Origin of the sequence: Actinoallomurus rhizosphaericola, from assembly GCF_024055675.1 — a bacterium.
GTDB lineage: Bacteria > Actinomycetota > Actinomycetes > Streptosporangiales > Streptosporangiaceae > Actinoallomurus > Actinoallomurus soli.
The window spans coordinates 175,753-195,802 of record NZ_JAMXMW010000003.1 but is presented as its reverse complement, the minus strand read 5'-3'; the positions used below and the strand labels follow the sequence as shown (position 1 = coordinate 195,802).

The following is a 20,050-nucleotide window of genomic DNA, read 5'->3' as shown; positions in this document are numbered from 1 at the left end:
TCTCATGTCGCGTCGACCCGGCGGGCGGCCCGGTGCCCGGCCAGGGCGCGGCGTTCCGCCATCAGCAGCAGGGTGTTGAGGACGTATCCGAGGATTCCCAGCAGCACGATGCCCGCCCACAGGGTCGGCAGGTCCGACCGGCTCTGGGCGTCGCTCATCAGGAATCCGATCCCGTCCGTGGCGCCGGGAAGCAGCTCCGAGAAGACCATCAGGATGAGCGCCAGGGACAGGCTCAGTCGCAGACCGGCGAAGATCTTGGGCATCGTGGACGGAAGGACGATCTTGAACAGGCGGTCGGTGGACGACAGCCGGAACACCCGCGCGGTGGCCATCTGCAGCTGGTCCACCGACCGCGCGCCGTCCGCCGTGTTGAGGAGGATCGGCCAGATCGCGCTGAAGATGATCGACGCGATCTGCATCTGGGAGCCCAGCTTGAACAGCACGATGAAGACCGGCGCCAGGGTCGGCGGCGGGATCACCCGGGCGAACTGGAACAGCGGGTCGAGATAGGCGAACATCCGCTCCGACCGGCCGAGCAGCAGGCCGAGACCCACCCCCGCGACGATCGAGGCGGCCAGCCCCACGGCCATCCGGCCCAGGCTCGGCAGGAGGTTGCCGGTGGCGTCCGAGGTCAGGAACAGGTGGGACGCCGGACCCGCGAACCACAGGTGGTACATCTTCGCCACGATCGTCGACGGCGGAGGGAAGGACGGGCTCCGCGCGATCCGGGTGCCCACCTCCCAGAGCACGACCGCGACGGCGAGGACGATCCAGCGGTGCAGGATGCCGGTCAGCAGGCCCACGCCGTAACGGCGCGGGCGGCGGCCGGCGACGGCGGCGCTCATGAGCGTCCTCCCGACTGCGCGGCGTGCCAGCGGAACAGGCGGCGTTCGCACTGCACCAGCACGGTGTTGATGACGAGGCCGAGGGCTCCGGCCCAGACGGTGCCCGCCAGGACGTCCCGCGCGCCGTCGAGGCCCTGCTCGGCCTGGCCGATGAAGATGCCGAGGCCCGACCCGAAGCCCGACAGGATCTCGGTGCCCACCGCGAGGATCAGTGCGACCGCGGCCGCCAGTCGCACTCCGGTCGCGATGAACGGCGCCGCCGCCGGCAGGGAGACCCGCCACATGATGGCGACCTTGCCGAAGCCGAACGTGCGCAGAGTCTCCTTGGCGACCGGGTCGACGTCCTGGAGACCGTAGATGGTGTTGAACAGCACCGGCCAGATGGCGGCGTAGACGATGAGGGTCGTCTCCGTCGCGAGGCCGGTCCCCAGCAGGAGGCTGACGAGGGGGATCAGGGCCACGGACGGGATCGGCCGGAGGAACTCCAGGACCGCCCGGACGGCGGTGCCGACGACGGGGAGACCGCCGAGGAGCAGGCCGAGGAGAACACCGGCGCCGACCGCGATCGCGAGGCCGAGGGCCCAGGCCTTGATCGTGCTGAGGACGTTCGCCATGAAGTCCGGGTCGGCCGCCAGGCCGATCGCCCGGGAGAGGATGGTCGAGGCCGGGGGGAGGTAGGTCTTGTCGACGATGCCCGCCCGCCCGAGAACCTCGCTCGCCGCGACGAGAATCGCGAGCCCGGCGATCCCCCGCAGCCACCTGCCGGTGCGCGAGAGATGCCGGGACCGCGGGTTGTGCGTTGTCATACTGCCTTGGTCACTTGCTCGAGGGGCTGTAGAGCAGCGTCTTCGGGTCCGGCTTGGCCTTGAGCATGTTGTTGGCCATCATCAGGTCGATCAGCCGCTGCAGCCGCGTCGGGTTCGACGAGGTCGGGTACCCGGGCAGGCTGAGGACCGAGGCGGCCTGGGCGTCGATGCCCTTGGTGTAGCTGGGCAGGACCTGCTCGACCTGCTTGCGGTCGCTGGACGCCAGCTGCTGCGCCTTCTCGAGGGCCCGCTGGAAGGCGGCGGCGGTCTTCGGGTACTTGGTGACGAAGTCCTGCGTGCTGAGGTAGCCGCTCACGGGGAGGTCGGTGACGGGGGCGCCGCCGCCGTCGAGGACCATCCGCGCGCCCTGCTTGCGCTGAATGTCGGTGCCGAAGGGCTCGCCGGTGTGGACCGCGTCGACCTGGTGCTTCTGCAGCGCGGCGCCCATCTCGGGGAAGGCGACCTTGACATATTTGATCTTGGTGGGATCGACGTTGTTCGCCTTGAGGACCTCGTTGAAGGTCAGAGACTGAATGTTGTTCGGAATATTGACCGCGACGGTCTTGCCCTCAAGGTCCTTAGGCTGCTTGATGGGCGAGTCCTTCGGGACCAGCAACTCCATGAAGCGAGGCGCCTCGGCGGCGCCGTCGGCGAGGATGCGCAACTTCAGCTGGCCCGTGTCATTCGCCTGGAGGAACGTCACGTAGTTGCCGCCGGCGATGACGTCGACCTGTCCGTTCTTGAGCGCGGGCAGGGCGAGGATGCTTTGCGCGACAGGCTTGATGTTGACCTTGAGGCCCTCGGCCTCGAAAAACTTGTGCTGGACGGCGATATGCAGACCGGCCGCGTCGACGAGGGGAAGCGAGGCGACGGTGATGGTCTTCTTCTCAAGGCCGCTGCCGGCGTCGTCGTTGCTCGACTTTGAGCCACCGCAGCCCACGGCGAGGGAGGCGGTGAGAAGAAGACTCGTGAGGAAGGCGGGGCGAGACCCGAACCGTCTCATGGTGCTCCTTTAGGAGGGGAAGAAGCGGAAGATTGCGGGGGCATGGGGGGCGGGGACCGAGGACGAGCCGATGTCCGGCGACAACGCCCGATTGGTCCCGATCACGGGGGAGGTTACAGCACACGCCCAGTGGTGCGCAGGCGGCAGAAGAGGTCCCTTTGACCATCCGTCAAGGGAGATTGACGCATGAATGTCATGTTCTGAGCTGTTTGTGAGGTTGACGCACCGTAGGCGCTCGGTGCGCGACTCGGGGCGGCGGGCCGGGGGCCGTGGAGTCCGGCCGTGCCGTCCGGTCGAGGTCGCGACCCGGCCGACTTCGCCGTCTCGGGGCCGGGGCGAATTTCCGTCCGCCATTGTCGAGTGCGATCGCAGCGGGCGTGGCAGAGCCGCATATCACAGAGGATGAATAGCAACTCACTAAGCGTTATGGTGCGTCGTCGAGTTGTCCGTCACTGTGAGCTGCGGTGAGGTTACTCCAGTAGTAACACTAGGCGCAGTATTTCGATCTCTTTGCGAGCGGTCCCCGCAGTGTGCTGCAATGTCGGACGCTGGATGGCAGACGCGATGTCCCCCTTGTCGGCGCCTCCCTTTTCCCCCAGCTTCTTACCAGCGCGGATCCTTACCGTGAGAGGGTGTAAACGCCAAGTGCGGATGCAACCGAACGACGAGCCTGGTGACCGCACTCCGCCGCCTCCGGTGGCGGAGGAGGACGGCGCCCCGTCTGCTGGTGCGCGTGGGCCCGGCAGTAGGTTCCGGCTGCGCAACTGGCGTGTGCGGCGACGGCTGATCGCCCTGATCCTGATCCCCACGGTGGTCGCCGTGGCCTTCGGTGGACTCCGGATCGCCACCTCCGTCTCCCGCGCCCAGGCGTACAACCGGGTCGAGAACCTGGCCGAGCTCGGCAGTCAGATCACCGCCCTCGTGCACGCGCTCAGCAGCGAGCGCGACCTGACGGCCGCGTACATCGCGGACAATCGCAACCCGACATTGCTCGCTCAGGTCCAGGAGCAGTACCCGAAGGCGGACGCCGCGGTCGTCCAGGTCCGCAAGCTGGCGGCGAAGCTCAACGCGTCCTACGGTTCCCAGGTCAGCGCCAACGCGACGCGAATGCGCAACCGGCTGGACGCCATCCCCAACCTGCGCGACAACGCGGCCAGGACCAAGATGCCGGCGGCCTCGGTGATCATCGTGTACTCCGAGTCGATCAACGACCTGCTGGCCTTCAACGACGTCATCGCGCAGGGCGCCGCCGACGAGACGCTCACGGCGGACGTCCGCGCGCTCGTCGCCGTGTCCCGTGCGAAGGAGCAGGCCTCCGAGCAGCGCGCGCTCCTGTACTCGGCCGCGCTGAACGGCGCCCTGACCGTCAACGACGTCTCGTCCCTCGCCGCCGCCGAGGCCCGGGAGCAGAGCGAGCTGGCCTCCTTCCGCGAGGCCGCGACGCTCCAGCAGAGCCAGCTGTACGACGACACGGTCATCGGCCCGGACGTCGACGAGTCGGCGGTGCTCCTCCAGCGCGCGATCGCGCTCGGGCTCGGCGGCAAGGGCACCAAGCACCTCGATCTCGACCCCGACACCACCGACGACGCCGGAGACTGGCTGAAGACGTCGACGGCCAAGATCGACCTGATGCGCCAGGTGGAGCGGAAGCTGGCCGACGAGGTCATCGCGGGCAGCAAGCACCGTCAGTCCGACGCGCTCCGGTCGGCGATCCTCAACTCGGCCGCGATCGCCATCGTCCTGATCCTGGTCCTCATCGTCACGCTGGTCATGGCCCAGTCCCTCGTCCGGCCGCTCCGCAAGCTCCGCGAGGGCGCTCTCGAGGTCGCCAGCCACCGTCTGCCGGACCTGGTCCGCCGCCTGCGCGACGCGGAGGCCGGCAACGAGCCGATCGCCGTGGAGCCGATCGACGTCTTCACCACCGATGAGATCGGTGAGGTCGCGCGGTCCTTCGACGAGGTCCACCGTGAGGCCGTGCGCCTGGCGTCCAACGAGGCGCTGCTGCGGGGCAACGTCAACGCGATGTTCGTCAACCTGTCCCGCCGCAGCCAGTCGCTGATCGAGCGCCAGCTGCGGCTGATCGAGGATCTCGAACAGAGCGAGCAGGACGCCGCGCGGCTGGAGTCGCTGTTCAAGCTCGACCACCTGGCGACCCGCATGCGGCGCAACGGAGAGAACCTCCTCGTCCTCGGCGGTCAGGAACAGACCCGCCGGTGGAACAAGCCCGTGCCGCTGGTCGACATCGTCCGCGCGTCGCTGTCGGAGGTCGAGCAGTACGAGCGGGTCACCCTGCGGATCCAGGACGACGTCTCGGTGATCGGCCGGGTCGTCAACGACCTCGTCCACCTCGTCGCCGAGCTCGTGGAGAACTCCACCACGTTCTCGCCCGAGCACACCAAGGTCGCGGTGTCGGGTCACCTGCTCAGCGGCGGCGGCGCCATGCTCCAGATCTCCGACAACGGCGTCGGCATGTCGCCGGAGGAACTGGAGGAGGCCAACTGGAAGCTGGCCAACCCGCCGACGATCGACGTGTCGATCTCCCGCCGCATGGGCCTGTTCGTCGTCGGCCGGCTGGCCCAGCGCCACGGCATCCGGGTCGAGCTGCGCGCCGCCCTGTCGGGCGGTCTGACCGCCTTCGTCATCCTGCCCGCCAACGCCATCCAGGACGGCAACCCGCCGGCGCCCCGCCGTCTCGACTCGCCGGTGGAGGTGGCTCCCCGCAGGTCGTCCGCGGTGGAGGCGCCCGCCGTACGGGGGCAGCTGCCGCGCAGCGCCGAGCCGATCGCCCCGGCGCCGGTTCCCGACACGCCGTGGGAGCCCGCCCGCGCTCGCCCCGAGACGGGGCGTACCGCCTTCGAACCCGCGCCGCTGGACACCGAGCCTCCGCGCGGCCCCCTCGAGCCGCCGCAGAGCCCGGTCGAGCCGCTGCGCAGGTCGGCGCAGCCGGTCTGGGACGAGCCGGAGCCGGCGGAACCGGCCTGGGGCCGGCGGGAGCCCGAACGGCGTCCGGCCGAGCCCGCCGAGCCCGCCGAGCCGGTGTACGGTCAGTCCGAGCAGCCTCGGGGTCCGCAGGGTTCGCCCCTTCCCAAGCGGAAGCCGGCGAACACCTCGCCTCCGGGTCGGGGGGCCGCGCCGTCGGCTCCCGGCCGATCGGGAACTCCGGGCGGTGGACCGCCTCCGGCGCGTCCGTCGAGGCCGCAGAACCCCCCGTTCCCGCCCGCGAGGCAGCCGACTCGGCCGTCGGTGACCGGTTCGATGCGCGAGGAAGGTCGTTTGGGAGACCAGAACGGAGGACGTTCCCCTATCTTCGAGGCAATGCAGTCGGAATGGTTCCAACGCCGCAAGACAGGATCAATGGCCAGATCTGAGTCGACTACTCCTCCGCCGGAGTGGAGCTCGCCCGCGGACGAGGGCTTCCGGGCGGCGGAGACGGTGCGCGCTCCCTCGGTGGGTGGGAAGACCGCGGCCGGGCTGCCGAAACGGGTGCCGGGCAACAACCGGATCCCCGGGTCGATCGCCTCGGCGAGGCCGGCGCCACCGCCTCAGCAGTCGATGCAGCAACCGGTGCAGCCACCGGTCCGGCCGGCCTTCCAGCCGCCGGAGGCCGAAACGGTACGGAACCGTTTCTCCAGCTTCCAGCAGGGCGTACGCAGGGGTCGCGCCGCGATCCGGCCCGAAGATGATGAACGGGAGAACCAGTGAACAGCCGCCAGGATCTCAGTTGGCTGGTGACCACATTCGTTGAGCGCGTCCCTCGCGTCGCGCACGCGGTCGTGGTGTCCTCCGACGGCCTGCCGATGGCGTATTCCGAAGGCTTCCCGGCCGACCGCGTCGACCAGCTCGCCGCGATCGCCTCCGGGTTGACCAGCCTCACGCAGGGTGCGGCGCGAATCTTCGAGGGCGGGGCGGTCACCCAGACCCTGGTGGAGATGGAACGCGGCCTGCTGTTCGTGATGGCTATCAGTGACGGCTCGGTGCTCGGCGTCCTGGCCGCGCCCGACTGCGACATGGGATTGGTGGCCTACGAGATGGCACTGCTCGTCGAGCGCGTCGGCCGGGTGCTCACTCCGGCGTTGCGCGCGGAACCAGGGATCGGTTAAGCGGTGGACGGGGGTCGGTACGGAGACCGGGACTTCGGCGGGTACCACGGGCCGGGGTCCGGACCGAACCACAACCCGCCGCCGGGGCCGCCCCCGCAGCCCTCGGACACGGGACAGAGCAGCTCGCTGGTGCGGCCGTACGCCGTCACCGGCGGGCGTACGAAACCCAGGTACGACCTGCCCATCGAGGCGTTGATCTCGGCGGCCCCGTATCCCCGCCGGGACATCACCACCCTCACTCCTGAATTCAAAGCCATCCTCGATCTGTGCCGGAACTGGCGTTCGGTGGCGGAGGTGTCGGCGCTGCTGAGGCTGCCGCTCGGCGTCGCGCGTGTGCTCATCGCTGACATGACACACGAAGGCCTGGTACGCGTGCACCAGTCCCCCTTCACCGAGGGGCAGCCCGACCTCCAGCTGCTGGAAAGGGTTCTCGTTGGACTTCGCAAGCTCTAGTCCGGGCGCTTCGCCCGGCATGACCTCCGTCAAGATCATCGTCGGAGGTGGCTTCGGCGTCGGGAAGACGACCTTCGTCGGCTCGGTCTCAGAGATCATGCCGCTGACGACCGAGGCCGTGATGACATCGGCCAGCACCGGGGTCGACGACCTTTCCGCCACGCCGGACAAGACGACCACGACCGTGGCCATGGACTTCGGCCGGGTCAGCCTCGACCAGGAACTCATCCTTTACCTGTTCGGCACGCCCGGTCAGCACCGGTTCTGGTTCATGTGGGACGACCTGGTGAAGGGCGCGATCGGCGCGGTCGTGCTGGTCGACACCCGCCGGCTGGCCGACGCCTTCCCGGCGGTGGACTACTTCGAGGAGTCCGGGCTGCCGTTCGTCGTCGGCATCAACGGCTTCGACGGGGTGTACAGCCACGGGATCGAGGACGTGCGCGAGGCGCTGACGATCGGGCAGCACGTCCCGATCGTCACCTGCGACGCCCGGAACCGCGAGTCGACCAAGATGACGCTGATCACGCTCGTCGAGCACGCGTTGAGCATGCGCGCGAGAGGCGTGCCCATCAACCACTAGGCCGGTTGACGGCCCGATGACCGCGTGTTGCATCATGGTCGGACGTGACTGAAACCTCGACGTACACCTCCTATGTCGCCATCGGCGACAGTTTCACGGAGGGTCTGGAAGACCCGGCCCCGGCCGCGGGATACCGCGGCTGGGCCGACCGGCTCGCCGAGCACCTGGCCGCCGCCGGGCCGGGCCTTCGCTATGCCAACCTCGCCGTGCGCGGCAGGCTGCTCCGGCAGATCGTCGACGAGCAGGTGCCCCGCGCGGTCGAACTGCGGCCCGACCTGATCACGTTCGCGGGCGGAGGCAACGACCTGCTCCGCCCCGGGGCCGACCCGGACGCGCTCGCCGTGGTGTTCAACGACGCCGTACGGAGCCTGCGCGCCACCGGCGCCGACGTGCTGATCTTCACCGGGTTCGACACACGTGACGTACCGGTCCTGCGCCGGATCCGCGGCAGGGCCGCGATGTTCAACCTGCACCTGCGGGCCATCGCGGACCGGCACGACTGCCGTCTCGTCGACCTGTGGTCGATGCGGCAGCTCCTCGACCCCCGGGCGTGGGCCGAGGACCGGCTGCACCTGTCCCCGGAGGGGCACCGCCGGGTCGGGCTCGCCGCCTGTGAGGCGCTGGGCGTGCCCGTGACGGGCGACTGGCGCGACCCGTGGCCGCCCGCGCCGTCCGCCGACTGGCTGACCTCCCGCAAGGCCGACCTGCGGTGGGCGCGCACGTACTTCCTGCCCTGGATCCAGCGGCGGCTGCGGGGCGAGTCGTCGGGCGACCGGATCGCCGCCAAGCGGCCGGACCTGCTGCCCTTCTGAGCCGTCCGGCGACCATCGGCGGATGATCTCGTCGGGTCATCGGTGCCTTCGGCCGCAGGCCTCGTTCCGGCCACCCGTGGCCTTTAACGGGCGTTACTCTTGACGCGCGTTACGGGGAATGAGATGACAACGTTGTCGTCTCAGTGGACCGAGCCTGGATCGAAGGGGGCGCATGCGTCCGACCATGCGGGACGTCGCGCGGCACGCCGGGGTGAGTCTCAAGACCGTCTCCCGCGTCGTCAACGGCGAGGTGGGCGTCCGCCCGGACACGGCGGAGAAGGTCAACGAGGCCATCTCGGCGCTGGGGTTCCGGCGCAACGACATCGCGCGCGCCCTGCGCGGCGGAAAGCGCACCCGCAGCCTCGGCCTGGTGATCAAGGACGTCGCCAATCCCTTCTACTCGCAGATCGCGCGCGGCGTGGAGGAGGTCGCGCGCCTCCACGACCTGTTCGTCATCTCCGGCTGTTCCGACGAGGACCCGGCCCGCGAGCGGCACCTCATCCGCTCCCTGTGCGAGCGCCGCGTCGACGGGCTCCTCGTGGTGCCCTCCGCCGCCGACCACCGCTACCTGATTCCCGAGCTGAACATGGGCACCGCGGCGGTCTTCATGGACCGCCCGCCCGAGGAGGCCATCCGGGCCGACGTCGTCCTGATCGACAACGTCGGCGGAGCCCGGTCCGCCGTCGAGCACCTCATCGCGCACGGGCACCGCCGCATCGCCTGCCTCGCCGACCTGCCCGGCATCTTCACCGCACGCGAGCGCCGCCGGGGCTACGACGAGGCGCTCCAGGCCCACGGCATCCCGGTCGACGAGTCACTCGTCCACCTCGGCCCGCACGACGTCGCGGGGGCGGAGGCCGCGACGGCCGAGCTGCTGGCCCTCGGTGACCCGCCCACGGCCGTGTTCGCCGGCAACAACCGCCTGACCATCGGCGCGCTGCGCGCCATCCAGGCGGCCGGCAGGACGACCGCCCTCGTCGGCTTCGACGACTTCGAACTGGCCGACATGCTGGCCACACCCGTCACCGTCGTGGCGCACTACCCGGCCGAGATGGGCCGCCGCGCCGCCGAACTGCTGTGCCGTCGCATGGACGGCGAGGACCTGCCGCCGCAGCGCGTGCTGCTGCCGACCCGCCTCATCGTCCGTGGCTCGGGGGAGTCGCCGCCGATCTGACCCAAGGGAAGGTGCACCGTTGACAGATCCGCTACTGGAGGCACGGGGCGTCACCAAGCGCTTCGGCCACGTCCAGGCCCTGCGCGGGGCCGCCTTCACCGCCCATCCCGGCGAGGTCGTCGCCCTGATCGGCGACAACGGTGCCGGAAAGAGCACCCTGGTCAAGACGCTGTCCGGCGCGCTGCGACCGGACGCCGGCGAGATTCTCCTCGACGGCCGGCCCGTGGAGTTCGCCGGTCCCGTGGACGCGCAGCGGCGCGGCATCGAGACGGTGTACCAGGATCTCGCGCTCGCCCACGACCTCGACGCGGCCGCGAACCTCTTCCTCGGCCGGGAGATCACCCGCTTTCCGCCGCTGCGCCTGCTCGACCGCGGCGCGATGCGCCGGCGGGCCGCCGAGGCCTTCGACGAACTCGGCATCCGGCTGCCGGACATGTCCGCCCCCGTCCGGCAGCTGTCCGGCGGCCAGCGCCAGTGCGTCGCGGTCGCGCGGGCCGTCGCCTGGGCGTCGAAGGTGGTGTTCATGGACGAGCCGACGGCGGCCCTCGGCGTCGTCCAGCGCGAACAGGTCCTCGACCTGATCCGCCGGGTCCGCGACCGGGGCGTCACGGTCATCCTGATCAGCCACAACATGCCGGAGGTCCTGGCCGTCGCCGACCGGATCGAGGTTCTGCGACTCGGCCGCCGCGTCGCCCGTCTCACCGCCGCCGACACCACCGTCGAGGAACTCGTCTCCGCCATGACCGGCGGCCTGGACCAGGAGGACGCGGCATGAGCTCCATAACGGAGTCGTACGACGACACGGCGGACGGGGGCAGAGGGCGGGGCGCGGCGCTGCTGCGGAACAACACGCTGTGGACGCTGGCCGTCCTGGTGGTGCTGTTCCTGTCCTTCGCGGTGCTCAGGCCGGCGGAGTTCGCCACGACGTTCAACATCCGCAACGTCCTGACCGAGTCGGCGATCCTGCTCGTGCTCGCGGTCGGCATGACGTACGTCATCGTGACCGCCGGGATCGACCTGTCGGTCGGCTCGATCCTGGTGTTCTCGGGCGTCGTGGCGGCCAAGACGATGGTGGCCCTGGGCGGAACGACGGCGGGCTGGGGCGGGATCCTCCTCGGCGCGCTCGCGGGCGTCGGCTGCGGCCTCGGGTGGGGGATCGTCAACGGCCTCCTGGTCGCCAAGGCGAAGATCCCCTCGCTGATCGCGACGCTCGGCACGCTGGGCGTGTCGCTCGGCCTCGCGCAGGTCATCACCAACGGAAGCGACGTCAACCGGATCCCGGCGAAGCTGTCCAACGTGATCGGGTTCGGGCTCGTCGCGGGAGTGCCGTGGCTGGTCGTCATCGCGGGCCTGATCGCGGTGCTGTTCGGGCTGCTGCTCGCACTGTCGCGGTTCGGCCGGCACACCTACGCCATCGGCTCCAACGCCGAGGCGTCGCGGCGGGTCGGCATCAAGGTCGACCGGCACCTGATCAAGGTGTACGCGCTGTCGGGCCTGCTGTCCGGGGTCGCCGGGGTGCTGTCCCTGGCGCACTACAGCACCACGACGATCGCCAGCCACACCTCCGACAACCTCGGCGCGATCGCCGCGGTCGTCATCGGCGGGGCCAGCCTGTTCGGCGGCGTCGGCGGCATCGGCGGGACGGTGATCGGCGTGCTGATCCCCGGCGTCCTGCGCAACGGTCTCATCATCCTCGGGGCGCAGCGGTTCTGGCTCGACGTGGCGGTCGGAGCCGTCCTGGTCGTCGCCGTCTACTTCGACCAGTTGCGCCGTCGGGCGCGAGAACGCGAATAGAGGGAGGCACGTGGTGAACAGGTACATCGTCGTGGCATCGGTGCTCGCGCTCGCCGTGACCGGGGCGTGCTCGGACTCCTCGTCCGGCGGCTCGAGCGGACCCAAGAAGATCACCCTGATCCAGGGCATCGCGAACGAGCCGTTCTACATCTCCATGTACTGCGGAGCGAAGGCCGAGGCGGCCAAGCAGGGCGTCCAGCTCAGCGTTCAGGCGCCCGCGCAGTGGGACGTCGCCCAGCAGACGCAGGTCGTCACCTCCGTCGCCGCCTCCCGGCCCAAGGCCGTGCTGATCGCGCCCGTCGACAAGGACGCGATGGCCGGCCCGGTCCGCCAGCTCACCGGAAACGGCAGCAAGGTGATCTTCGTGGACACCGACCTGTCCGACCCGTCGCTCGGCCTGTCGCGGATCTCCTCGGACAACCGGCTCGGCGGGCAGCTCGCCGCCCGGACGCTGGCCGGGCAGATCGGCGACAAGGGCAAGGTCGTCGTGCTGGCCCCCAAGAAGGGCATCGCGACGACCGACGACCGGGTCACCGGCTTCAAGGAGGAGATCGCCAAGCATCCGAACATCAGGCTCGTCTCGGAGCAGTACCCCGGCGACGACGCGGGCAAGGCCACCGAGATCATGAACGGCGAGCTGTCGAAGAACCCGGACCTGGCCGGGATCTTCGCCTCCAACCTCGTCACCGGTGAGGGCGCCGGAGCCGCGCTCAAGCAGGCCAAGAAGACCGGCGCCGTCAAGCTGATCGAGTTCGACGCCAGCCCGAAGCAGGTCGAGGACCTGCGCGCCGGCACCATCCAGGCGCTGATCAGCCAGGAGCCGCTGGACATCGGCCGTCAGGGCATCGACCAGGCCGTCGCCGCCCTGAACGGGAAGCCGGTGACCAAGCAGATCAAGACGCAGCTCGTGGCGGTCACCAAGGACAACGTGGACCAGCCCGACATCGCCAAGTACCTCTACAAGCAGAACTGCTGACCGAGGCCCGGTCCTCGCGGACCAGGTCTCCGGCGGAAAGCACGGGCGCCCGCCGCCTCGGGGAAGGCGGCGGGCGCCAATGATCGACTCAGTCGGATCAGCGGTAGTCGACCGTCGTTCCGGCGCCGGTCTTCCGGGCGGGGAGGGTGACCGTCAGGGTTCCCTTGCCGTCGTCGTAGGTCCAGCTGCCCTGGGGGGCCGCCTCACCGTCGACCTGGACGGTCGTCGGCTTGGTCGCGGCGTAGAAGACGACCGTCCACTGCCGCTTCGTCACCTGACCGGAGAACCTGCCCTGGGGCGGTGCCATCCGCAGGCTGTGGTCACCGCCGTGTTCGGTGTAGCGGATGGTGGTGGTGGCCGAGGCGTTCGGGTCGGTGGAGTGACCGTCGTCCTCGTAGAGGCGGAACACGCTGTCGGTGCCGCCGGCGACGTTCACCGTGACCTTGGTCAGCGGGTTCTGCTCGTCGTTCGACACGTTGTCGGTCCGCGTCGGGAGAATCCCGCCGGCCTTGATGAACACCGGCATCGCGTTCCAGTCCGTCGTGACGTTCTGGGTCGAGGGGCCGGTGTAGGTCTTGCCGGTGAAGTAGTCGGTCCACTGCCCCGGCGGGAACCACACCGACGTCGTCGCCGTGGTGCCGGACGAGGTGGCCGGGGCCACGAGCACGTCGGAGCCGTAGAAGTACTCCCGGGCAGAAGCGTCATAGGCGCCCTGCTCGTCCGGGTACTCCAGGTAGGTGGCCCGGACGACGGGCACGCCGGTGTCAGCGGCCTCCTTGGCCAGCGTGTAGGTGTAGGGGACCAGGTTCTCGCGGAGGTTCAGGAACTTCTCCGCCGCCGTACGGGCCTGGTCGCCGTACTGCCACGGCAGCCGGTCACTGTGGTTGCTGTGCAGCCGCAGGATCGGCTGGAACGCCGCCATCTGCACCCAGCGCACGTACAGGTCGTCGGCGAGATGGGACGGGCCGTTGAACCCGCCGATGTCGTGGCTGACCGCCGACAGTCCCGTGGCTGCGGACTCGCCCGGCGTGTAGCCGACCTCGAACTTCAGGGTGTCCCAGCTCGATGCGGTGTCCCCGGTGAAGTGCACCGTCGTCCGCTTGTCCGCCCACGGACCGGTCGGCACCGGCGCCTGACCGCTGTAACCCGAGGCCTGCAGGGAGCTGTACGCCCGGGAGAAGGCGAACCCGCGCCCGACGCGCTTGGCGGTGTCGTCGGCGTACTGCTGGTTGATCCACGCGTCGGGCGTGACGCCGGCCAGCGAGGACTGGGAGCCGTCACAGCACCAGTCCAGCCACCACAGGTCGTTGCCCTGCTGCTCCATCTTCTTGTGCAGGCCGAAGTAGGCCGAGAGCTGGTCCGGGTCGCCCCAGTCGAACACGTTGCAGGTCTGCCCCGACGGCGCTCCGCAGCCGGAGACGGCCAGCTTGCCCTTGGCCGTGGCCTGCGCCTGCGCGTATTGCGGGTCGCCGCTCGCGATGCTCGGGTGGATGTTCAGCGCGCTGTGCAGGCCCTGCGCGTGCTCCCAGGCGAAGAACGCCGCCGGGTCCGGGAACTTGTTCGTGTCGATCTGCCAGCCGTCCCAGGTGGCGGGCGCCTTGTAGTCCGTGTCGGTGACCAGGACGTCCAGCGGGACGCCCTCCGACCGGAACTTCGGCAGGAGACTGTTCTGGTAGTCGGCGGCGGTGAAGTCGTAGTACTCGGAGAACCAGATGCCGTACGCCCACCGGGGCAGCAGCTCCGACGGGCCGGTCAGCGTCTTCAGGTCCGACAGGCCCTGCTTGTAGTCCTGGCCGTATCCGAAGAGGTAGCCGTCCTGGTAGGGCTTGCCGTCGTGACCGGGCCGCGCGTGGACCGTGCGGGTCTCCGGGTCGAAGATCGCCGAGGGCGTGTCGTCGAGCAGGTACCACCCGTCGCGGTAAAGCAGGCCCGGAGTGGTGACCGCGCTGCCGTTCACGCCGTCGAGGCCGCGCCGGTACCCGCCGAGGGGGCTGTGCGCCGGCAGCACCTTTGAGGAGGCCGGGGCGACGGCGACGGTGTCGAGGTTGACGTGGCAGCTGTCCGCCGTCGGGCAGCCGAGCGCGATCGTGTCGGTGCCCTTGGCCAGGGTCACCGGGATGACGGCCGTCGACCAGCTGTCCCAGTCGGCCGTCGGCGCGAGATTCGCCGTCGTGGCCGTCCCGCCGTTCACCGCGGTCGAGATCGTTCGCGCTGTTCCGCCGCCGTTCGAGTAGCGGACCTGCAGCCCGTACGAGCCGTTGGCGGGGACGTTCCGCACCGTGACGGTGTCGGACGCGCCCGCACGCTCCAGTCCGGCGACGAACCCGTCACCGGAGTGGCCGTTGTGGTCGGCGGCGAGCTTCGCGCCGCCGGCGAGCGCGCCGGCCTCGGCCTCGCACACGGTGCCGTAGTCGCAGGCGGTCGATGGCGCCGTCGTCGGGTACGGCGCGCCGGGCGCCGTCAGCGCCAGGCTGTCGATGTTCACGTCGCCCGAGTCGTTCGCGGTCCGGGAGATCAGGAGCGTGTGCCGGCCGGCGGTCAGGTGCAGGCCAGGGACGGAGGTGAACGCCCAGGTGTCCCAGTTCGCGGTCGTCGGCATCGTCAGCGTCGCGGGCGTTCCGCCGTCGATGGCGGCGCTCAGCGTACGGGTCGTGGTCTTTCCGTCGCCGCCTTGACTGTTGGCGTAGCGCAGGCGCAGGTCATAGGTGCCGTCCTTCGGCACGTCGAGTGTGTAGGCGAGCGATCCGCCGGTGCTCTCGAACCCGGCGGCGAACCCGGTGCCGGTGAACCCGGTGTGGTCCGAGGCGACGCTCACCCCTTGGAGCAGGCCCCGCTCCGCCTCGCAGAGGGTGTCGGTGGCACAGGTGGCGGCTCCGGGGAAGGTCGGGTGCGCGATCACCTTCTGATCGGCGGCGCGCACCTGCACGGAGACGTTGTCCGCGGTGAACGGGCCGGAACCGACCTTGTACCGCAGCTTCACCGGCCCGGTGTCGATGGTCAGCCAGCCGTCTTCCACCTTCTTGGTGAACTGCGTCCGCCCGAAGCCGTCCCGTCCCACGGCGTTGAACGTGGCGGCGTCGGTGAAGGCGCCGTCGCCGGCGTACTCCATCCGGATCAGCGTGGGGGACAGGACCTCGAAGCGAGCGTCGCCCGACTGGACCGCGTGCTTGTCGGCCCGCTGCCCGGGAGGAGACGCGGTCGCGGGGGAGGAGGTGGCGACTACCAGGCCGGCCACGCCGGCCAGCGCGAGACCGGCTCGGATCGCCCTGGATCCGGATCCGGTGCGCCGATGCATGCGCCGAGGGCGCACTCTGCCGTGACGCAGATGGGGGAGGAGGCTCACCTGTGGACTATGGGGTCAAATGATCAGACTCGTCAATAGCTGGTCTAAATCGGTCACTCGCGCATGCCCATCCTCCGATGGTGCCCACTATCCCGAGAGAACGGGGTTCTTCCCCGAAGGGCGGTGACGGCGCGGAACACCGGCGCCCGCCGCCTCGGGGAAGGCGGCGGGCGCCAATGATCGACTCAGTCGGATCAGCGGTAGTCGACCGTCGTTCCGGCGCCGGTCTTCCGGGCGGGGAGGGTGACCGTCAGGGTTCCCTTGCCGTCGTCGTAGGTCCAGCTGCCCTGGGGGGCCGCCTCACCGTCGACCTGGACGGTCGTCGGCTTGGTCGCGGCGTAGAAGACGACCGTCCACTGCCGCTTCGTCACCTGACCGGAGAACCTGCCCTGGGGCGGTGCCATCCGCAGGCTGTGGTCACCGCCGTGTTCGGTGTAGCGGATGGTGGTGGTGGCCGAGGCGTTCGGGTCGGTGGAGTGACCGTCGTCCTCGTAGAGGCGGAACACGCTGTCGGTGCCGCCGGCGACGTTCACCGTGACCTTGGTCAGCGGGTTCTGCTCGTCGTTCGACACGTTGTCGGTCCGCGTCGGCAGGATCCCGCCGGCCTTGATGAACACCGGCATCGCGTTCCAGTCGGTGCTGACGTTCTGGGTCGAGGGGCCGGTGTAGGTCTTGCCGGTGAAGTAGTCGGTCCACTGCCCCGGCGGGAACCACACCGACGTCGTCGCCGTGGTGCCGGGTGAAGTGGCCGGGGCCACGAGCACGTCGGAGCCGTAGAAGTACTCCCGTCCCGCCGCGTCGTAGGCGCCCTGCTGGTCCGGGTACTCCAGGTAGGTGGCCCGGACGACGGGCACGCCGGTGTCGGTCGCCTCCTTGGCCAGCGTGTAGGTGTAGGGCACGAGGTTCTCGCGGAGGTTGAGGAACTTGTCGGCCGCGACGCGGGCCTGGTCGCCGTACTGCCAGGGAAGCCGGGCGCCGTGGTTGCTGTGCAGTCGCAGGATCGGCTGGAACGCCGCCATCTGCACCCACCGGACGTACAGGTCGTCCGCGAGCTCGGCTCCACCGTTGTGCCCGCCGATGTCGTGGCTGACCGGCGACAGTCCCGTGGCTGCGGACTCGCCCGGCGTGTAGCCGACCTCGTACTTCAGGGTGTCCCAGCTCGAGGTGGTGTCCCCGGTGAAGTGGAGCGTGGTGCGCTTGTCCGCCCAGGGGCCGGTCGGCACCGGCGCCTGACCGCTGTAGCCCGCCGCCTGCAGGGAGCCGTACGCCCGGGAGAAGGCGAACCCGCGCCCGACGCGCTTGGCGGTGTCGTCGGCGTACTGCTGGTTGATCCACGCGTCCGGCGTCACGCCTGGCAGCGAGGACTGGGAGTTCTCACAGCACCAGTCCAGCCACCACAGGTCGACGCCCTGCTGCTCGGCGCTCTTGTGCAGGTCGAAGTAGGCCGCGAGCTGGTCCGGGTCGCCCCAGTCGAACGTGTGGCAGGTCTGTCCGGAAGGCGCCTGGCAGTTGGAGGTGGCCAGCTTGTTCTTGGCCGTGGCCTGCGCCTGCGCGTAGGCCGGGTCGCCGCTCGCGATGCTCGGGTGGATGTTCAGGCCGCCGTGCAGGCCCTGCGCGTGCTCCCAGGCGAAGAACGCCGCCGGGTCGGGGAACTTCTGGTCGTTGAACTCCCAGCCGTTCCAGGCGGTCGGCGCCTTGAAGTCCGTGTCGGTGACCAGGACGTCCAAGGGAACGCCCTCCGACCGGAACTTCGGCAGCAGGTCGTTCTCGTACTCGGCGGCGGTGAAGTCGTAGTACTCGGAGAACCAGATGCCGTACGCCCACCGGGGCAGGAGCATCGACGGGCCGGTCAGCGTCTTCAGGTCCGACAGGCCCTGCTTGTAGTCCTGGCCGTATCCGAAGAGGTAGCCGTCCTGGTAGGGCTTGCCGTCGTGACCGGGCCGCGCGTGGACGGTCCGGGTGTCCGGGTCGAAGACGGCCGAGGGCGTGTCGTCGAGCAGGTACCACCCGTCGCGGTACAGCAGACCCGGTGTGGTGAGCGCGCTGCCGTTGACGCCGTCGAGGCTGCGCCGGTACCCGCCGAGGGGGCTGTGCGCCGGCAGCACCTTTGAGGAGGCCGGGGCGACGGCGACGGTGTCGAGGTTGACGTGGCAGCTGTCCGCCGTCGGGCAGCCGAGCGTGATGGTGTCCTCGCCCTTGGTCAGGGTCACCGGGATGACGGCCGTCGACCAGCTGTCCCAGTCGGCCGTCGGCGCGAGATTCGCCGTCGAGGCGGTCCCGCCGTTGACGGCCGTCGAGATCGTCCGCTGCGTTCCGCCGCCGTTCGCGTACCGGACCTGCAGGGAGTAGGTGCCGTCGGCGGGGACGTTCCGCACCGTGACGGTGTCGGACGGACCCGCACGCTCCAGTCCGGCGACGAACCCGTCACCGGAGTGGCCGTTGTGGTCGGCGGCGAGCTTCGCGCCGCCGGCGAGCGTGCCGGCCTCGGCCTCGCACACGGTGCCGTAGTCGCAGGCGGCCGGAGGTACCGTCGTCGGGTACGGCGCGCCGGGCGCCGTCAGCGCCAGGCTGTCGATGTTCACCTGGCCCGAGTCGTTCGCGGCACGGGAGATCACGAGCGTGTGCCGGCCGGCGGTCAGGTGCAGGCCAGGGACGGAGGTGAACGCCCAGGTGTCCCAGTTCGCGGTCGTCGGCATCGTCAGCGTCGCGGGCGTTCCGCCGTCGATGGCGGCGCTCAGCGTACGGGTCGTGATCTTTCCGTCGCCGCCCTGGTTGTTGGCGTAGCGCAGGCGCAGATCGTAGTCGCCGTCCTTCGGCACGTCGAGCGTGTAGGCGAGCGACCCGCCCACGCTCTCGAACCCGGCGGCGAACCCGGTGCCGGTGAATCCCGTGTGGTCCCGGGCGACGGAGACGCCGCCCTGGAGCAGGGCCCCCTCGCCCTCACAGAGGGTCCCGGCGACGCAGGTGGCCGCTCCGGGGAAGGTCGGGTGCGCGATCACCTTCTGGTCGCCGGACCGCAGCCGCACGGAGACGTTGTCCGCGGTGAACGGGCCGGAGCCGACCTTGTACGACAGCTTCACGGGCCCGGTGTCGATGGTCAGCCAGCCGTCTTCCACCTTCTTGGTGAACTGCGTCCGCCCGAAGCCGTCACGTCCCACGGCGTTGAACGTGGCCGCGTCGGTGAAGGCGCCGTCGCCGGCGTACTCCATCCGGATCAGCGTGGGGGACAGGACCTCGAACCGGGCGTTACCCGACTCGACCGCGTGTCGGCCGGCCTGCTGCCCGGGAGCGGACGCGGTCGCCGGGGAGGAAGCGGCGACCACGAGGCCCGCGACGCCGGCCAGCGCGAGACCGGCTCTGATCAGCTTCGATCGTGGCCCCGCACGCCAATGCGTACGAGGCAGGCGAAACTCGACATCACGTCGATGTGGGAGGAGGCTCACCTCAGGGACTATGGTGGCGAACGATCATAAAGGTCAAGAGACGGTATAAAACGGTCATACTTCGTCAGTCGTACGGTAAGCGGCGCGGTCAGGAACAGCGCGCGCGGCGGCCCAGTCGGAGCGGTCGAGGACGTAGACGCGCATGGCCTCGCCGTACGGGCCGGTGATGTCGCCGTGGCGTAGCATGCCGATCTTGCGCATGACGTTGCCGGAGGCGTGGTTCGCGGGCTGGTACAGCGCGACGAGCCGCTCGGCGCCGTGGTCGGTGAACGCCTCGTCGCGGAGCGCGGCCGCGGCCTCGGTGGCGAGCCCCATTCCCCAGTAGCGCGGATCGACCCACCAGCCGATCTCGATGACGGGCTCCTCGATCCCCGGCACGTCCCGGCGGAGACGGTTCAGCGCCGCCACTCCGAGGGTCCGCTCGTCACCCCCGTCGCGAAGAAGGATGCCGCGCCAGCCGAAGCCGTGCTCGCCCCAGTGCGCCAGAATCTCCCGGTGTCGCGCCAGGGCGCGCGCACGATCCCACGGCCGCCCGTCCCCGAGGTACCGGGCGATCCGCGGATCAGCGCTCAACCGGCACAGATCCTCCTCGAACCGGTCATCCCAGGGCGGCAGAACGAGCCGCTCGGTCGTCAGCGTCCGCATCACCGGCCGGCCGACTCGACGACGGTGACCTCGCCGCAATTGCTCGCGTCGCCGCTGCGGAGGCTCTTACGCCATG

At 70.0% G+C, this 20,050-nt stretch carries 15 protein-coding genes; 9 read left to right on the top strand and 6 right to left on the bottom strand.

Annotated elements, in window-relative coordinates; all coding sequences use genetic code 11:
* Positions 1–2: 2 nt before the first annotated feature.
* From NE234_RS08585 to NE234_RS08575, 3 genes are read right to left on the bottom strand one after another with little or no spacing between them, the layout of a single operon-like run.
* On the bottom strand, positions 3–845 hold the full coding sequence (locus tag NE234_RS08585; RefSeq protein WP_252778347.1) for an ABC transporter permease: 843 nt from the start codon (positions 843–845) through the stop codon (positions 3–5).
* Positions 842–1,651, bottom strand: coding sequence for an ABC transporter permease (locus NE234_RS08580; RefSeq protein WP_252778346.1), 810 nt, complete (start codon positions 1,649–1,651; stop codon positions 842–844). Before NE234_RS08580 ends, NE234_RS08585 begins: the two co-directional genes overlap by 4 nt.
* A 10-nt stretch (positions 1,652–1,661) precedes the next feature.
* Positions 1,662–2,654: an ABC transporter substrate-binding protein gene (locus NE234_RS08575; RefSeq protein WP_252778345.1), complete on the bottom strand. Its 993-nt coding sequence runs from the start codon at positions 2,652–2,654 to the stop codon at positions 1,662–1,664.
* Positions 2,655–3,305: 651 nt separating this feature from the next.
* Here NE234_RS08575 and NE234_RS08570 point away from each other — a divergent pair.
* The 9 genes from NE234_RS08570 to NE234_RS08530 all read left to right on the top strand — a co-directional run bounded on the left by NE234_RS08570 (position 3,306) and on the right by NE234_RS08530 (position 12,543).
* Positions 3,306–6,356 carry a sensor histidine kinase gene (locus tag NE234_RS08570; RefSeq protein ID WP_252778824.1) on the top strand — a complete coding sequence of 1,017 codons (3,051 nt, stop codon included), beginning with the start codon at positions 3,306–3,308 and terminating at the stop codon, positions 6,354–6,356.
* Positions 6,353–6,754, top strand: coding sequence for a roadblock/LC7 domain-containing protein (locus NE234_RS08565; protein WP_141959232.1), 402 nt, complete (start codon positions 6,353–6,355; stop codon positions 6,752–6,754). Before NE234_RS08570 ends, NE234_RS08565 begins: the two co-directional genes overlap by 4 nt.
* 3 nt (positions 6,755–6,757) lie before the next feature.
* Positions 6,758–7,207: a DUF742 domain-containing protein gene (locus NE234_RS08560; RefSeq protein ID WP_252778344.1), complete on the top strand. Its 450-nt coding sequence runs from the start codon at positions 6,758–6,760 to the stop codon at positions 7,205–7,207.
* 19 nt (positions 7,208–7,226) lie between these two features.
* Complete coding sequence (locus NE234_RS08555) at positions 7,227–7,787, top strand: GTP-binding protein (RefSeq protein ID WP_252778343.1); 561 nt, start codon at positions 7,227–7,229, stop codon at positions 7,785–7,787.
* Positions 7,788–7,831: 44 nt separating this feature from the next.
* Positions 7,832–8,599: an SGNH/GDSL hydrolase family protein gene (locus NE234_RS08550; RefSeq protein WP_252778342.1), complete on the top strand. Its 768-nt coding sequence runs from the start codon at positions 7,832–7,834 to the stop codon at positions 8,597–8,599.
* A 172-nt stretch (positions 8,600–8,771) separates the two neighbouring features.
* The gene (locus NE234_RS08545) at positions 8,772–9,773 is read left to right on the top strand and encodes a LacI family DNA-binding transcriptional regulator (protein ID WP_252778341.1); all 1,002 of its coding nucleotides are present in this window, start codon (positions 8,772–8,774) and stop codon (positions 9,771–9,773) included.
* Positions 9,774–9,792: 19 nt separating this feature from the next.
* Positions 9,793–10,548: an ATP-binding cassette domain-containing protein gene (locus NE234_RS08540; RefSeq protein WP_252778340.1), complete on the top strand. Its 756-nt coding sequence runs from the start codon at positions 9,793–9,795 to the stop codon at positions 10,546–10,548.
* A complete protein-coding gene (locus NE234_RS08535) occupies positions 10,545–11,567 on the top strand; it encodes an ABC transporter permease (protein ID WP_252778339.1) in 1,023 nt (340 codons plus the stop codon). Before NE234_RS08540 ends, NE234_RS08535 begins: the two co-directional genes overlap by 4 nt.
* Positions 11,568–11,580: 13 nt before the next feature.
* The gene (locus NE234_RS08530; RefSeq protein WP_252778338.1) at positions 11,581–12,543 is read left to right on the top strand and encodes an ABC transporter substrate-binding protein; all 963 of its coding nucleotides are present in this window, start codon (positions 11,581–11,583) and stop codon (positions 12,541–12,543) included.
* A gap of 97 nt (positions 12,544–12,640) precedes the next feature.
* Here the strand turns inward: NE234_RS08530 and NE234_RS08525 are convergent, their stop codons facing one another.
* The 3 genes from NE234_RS08525 to NE234_RS08515 all read right to left on the bottom strand — a co-directional run bounded on the left by NE234_RS08525 (position 12,641) and on the right by NE234_RS08515 (position 19,974).
* Positions 12,641–15,838 (bottom strand): TIM-barrel domain-containing protein, encoded by a 3,198-nt coding sequence (locus NE234_RS08525; protein WP_252778337.1) that lies wholly within the window; start codon positions 15,836–15,838, stop codon positions 12,641–12,643.
* A 242-nt stretch (positions 15,839–16,080) separates the two neighbouring features.
* On the bottom strand, positions 16,081–19,209 hold the full coding sequence (locus NE234_RS08520; protein ID WP_252778336.1) for a TIM-barrel domain-containing protein: 3,129 nt from the start codon (positions 19,207–19,209) through the stop codon (positions 16,081–16,083).
* 174 nt (positions 19,210–19,383) lie between these two features.
* Complete coding sequence (locus tag NE234_RS08515; protein ID WP_252778335.1) at positions 19,384–19,974, bottom strand: GNAT family N-acetyltransferase; 591 nt, start codon at positions 19,972–19,974, stop codon at positions 19,384–19,386.
* Positions 19,975–20,050: the final 76 nt, after the last annotated feature.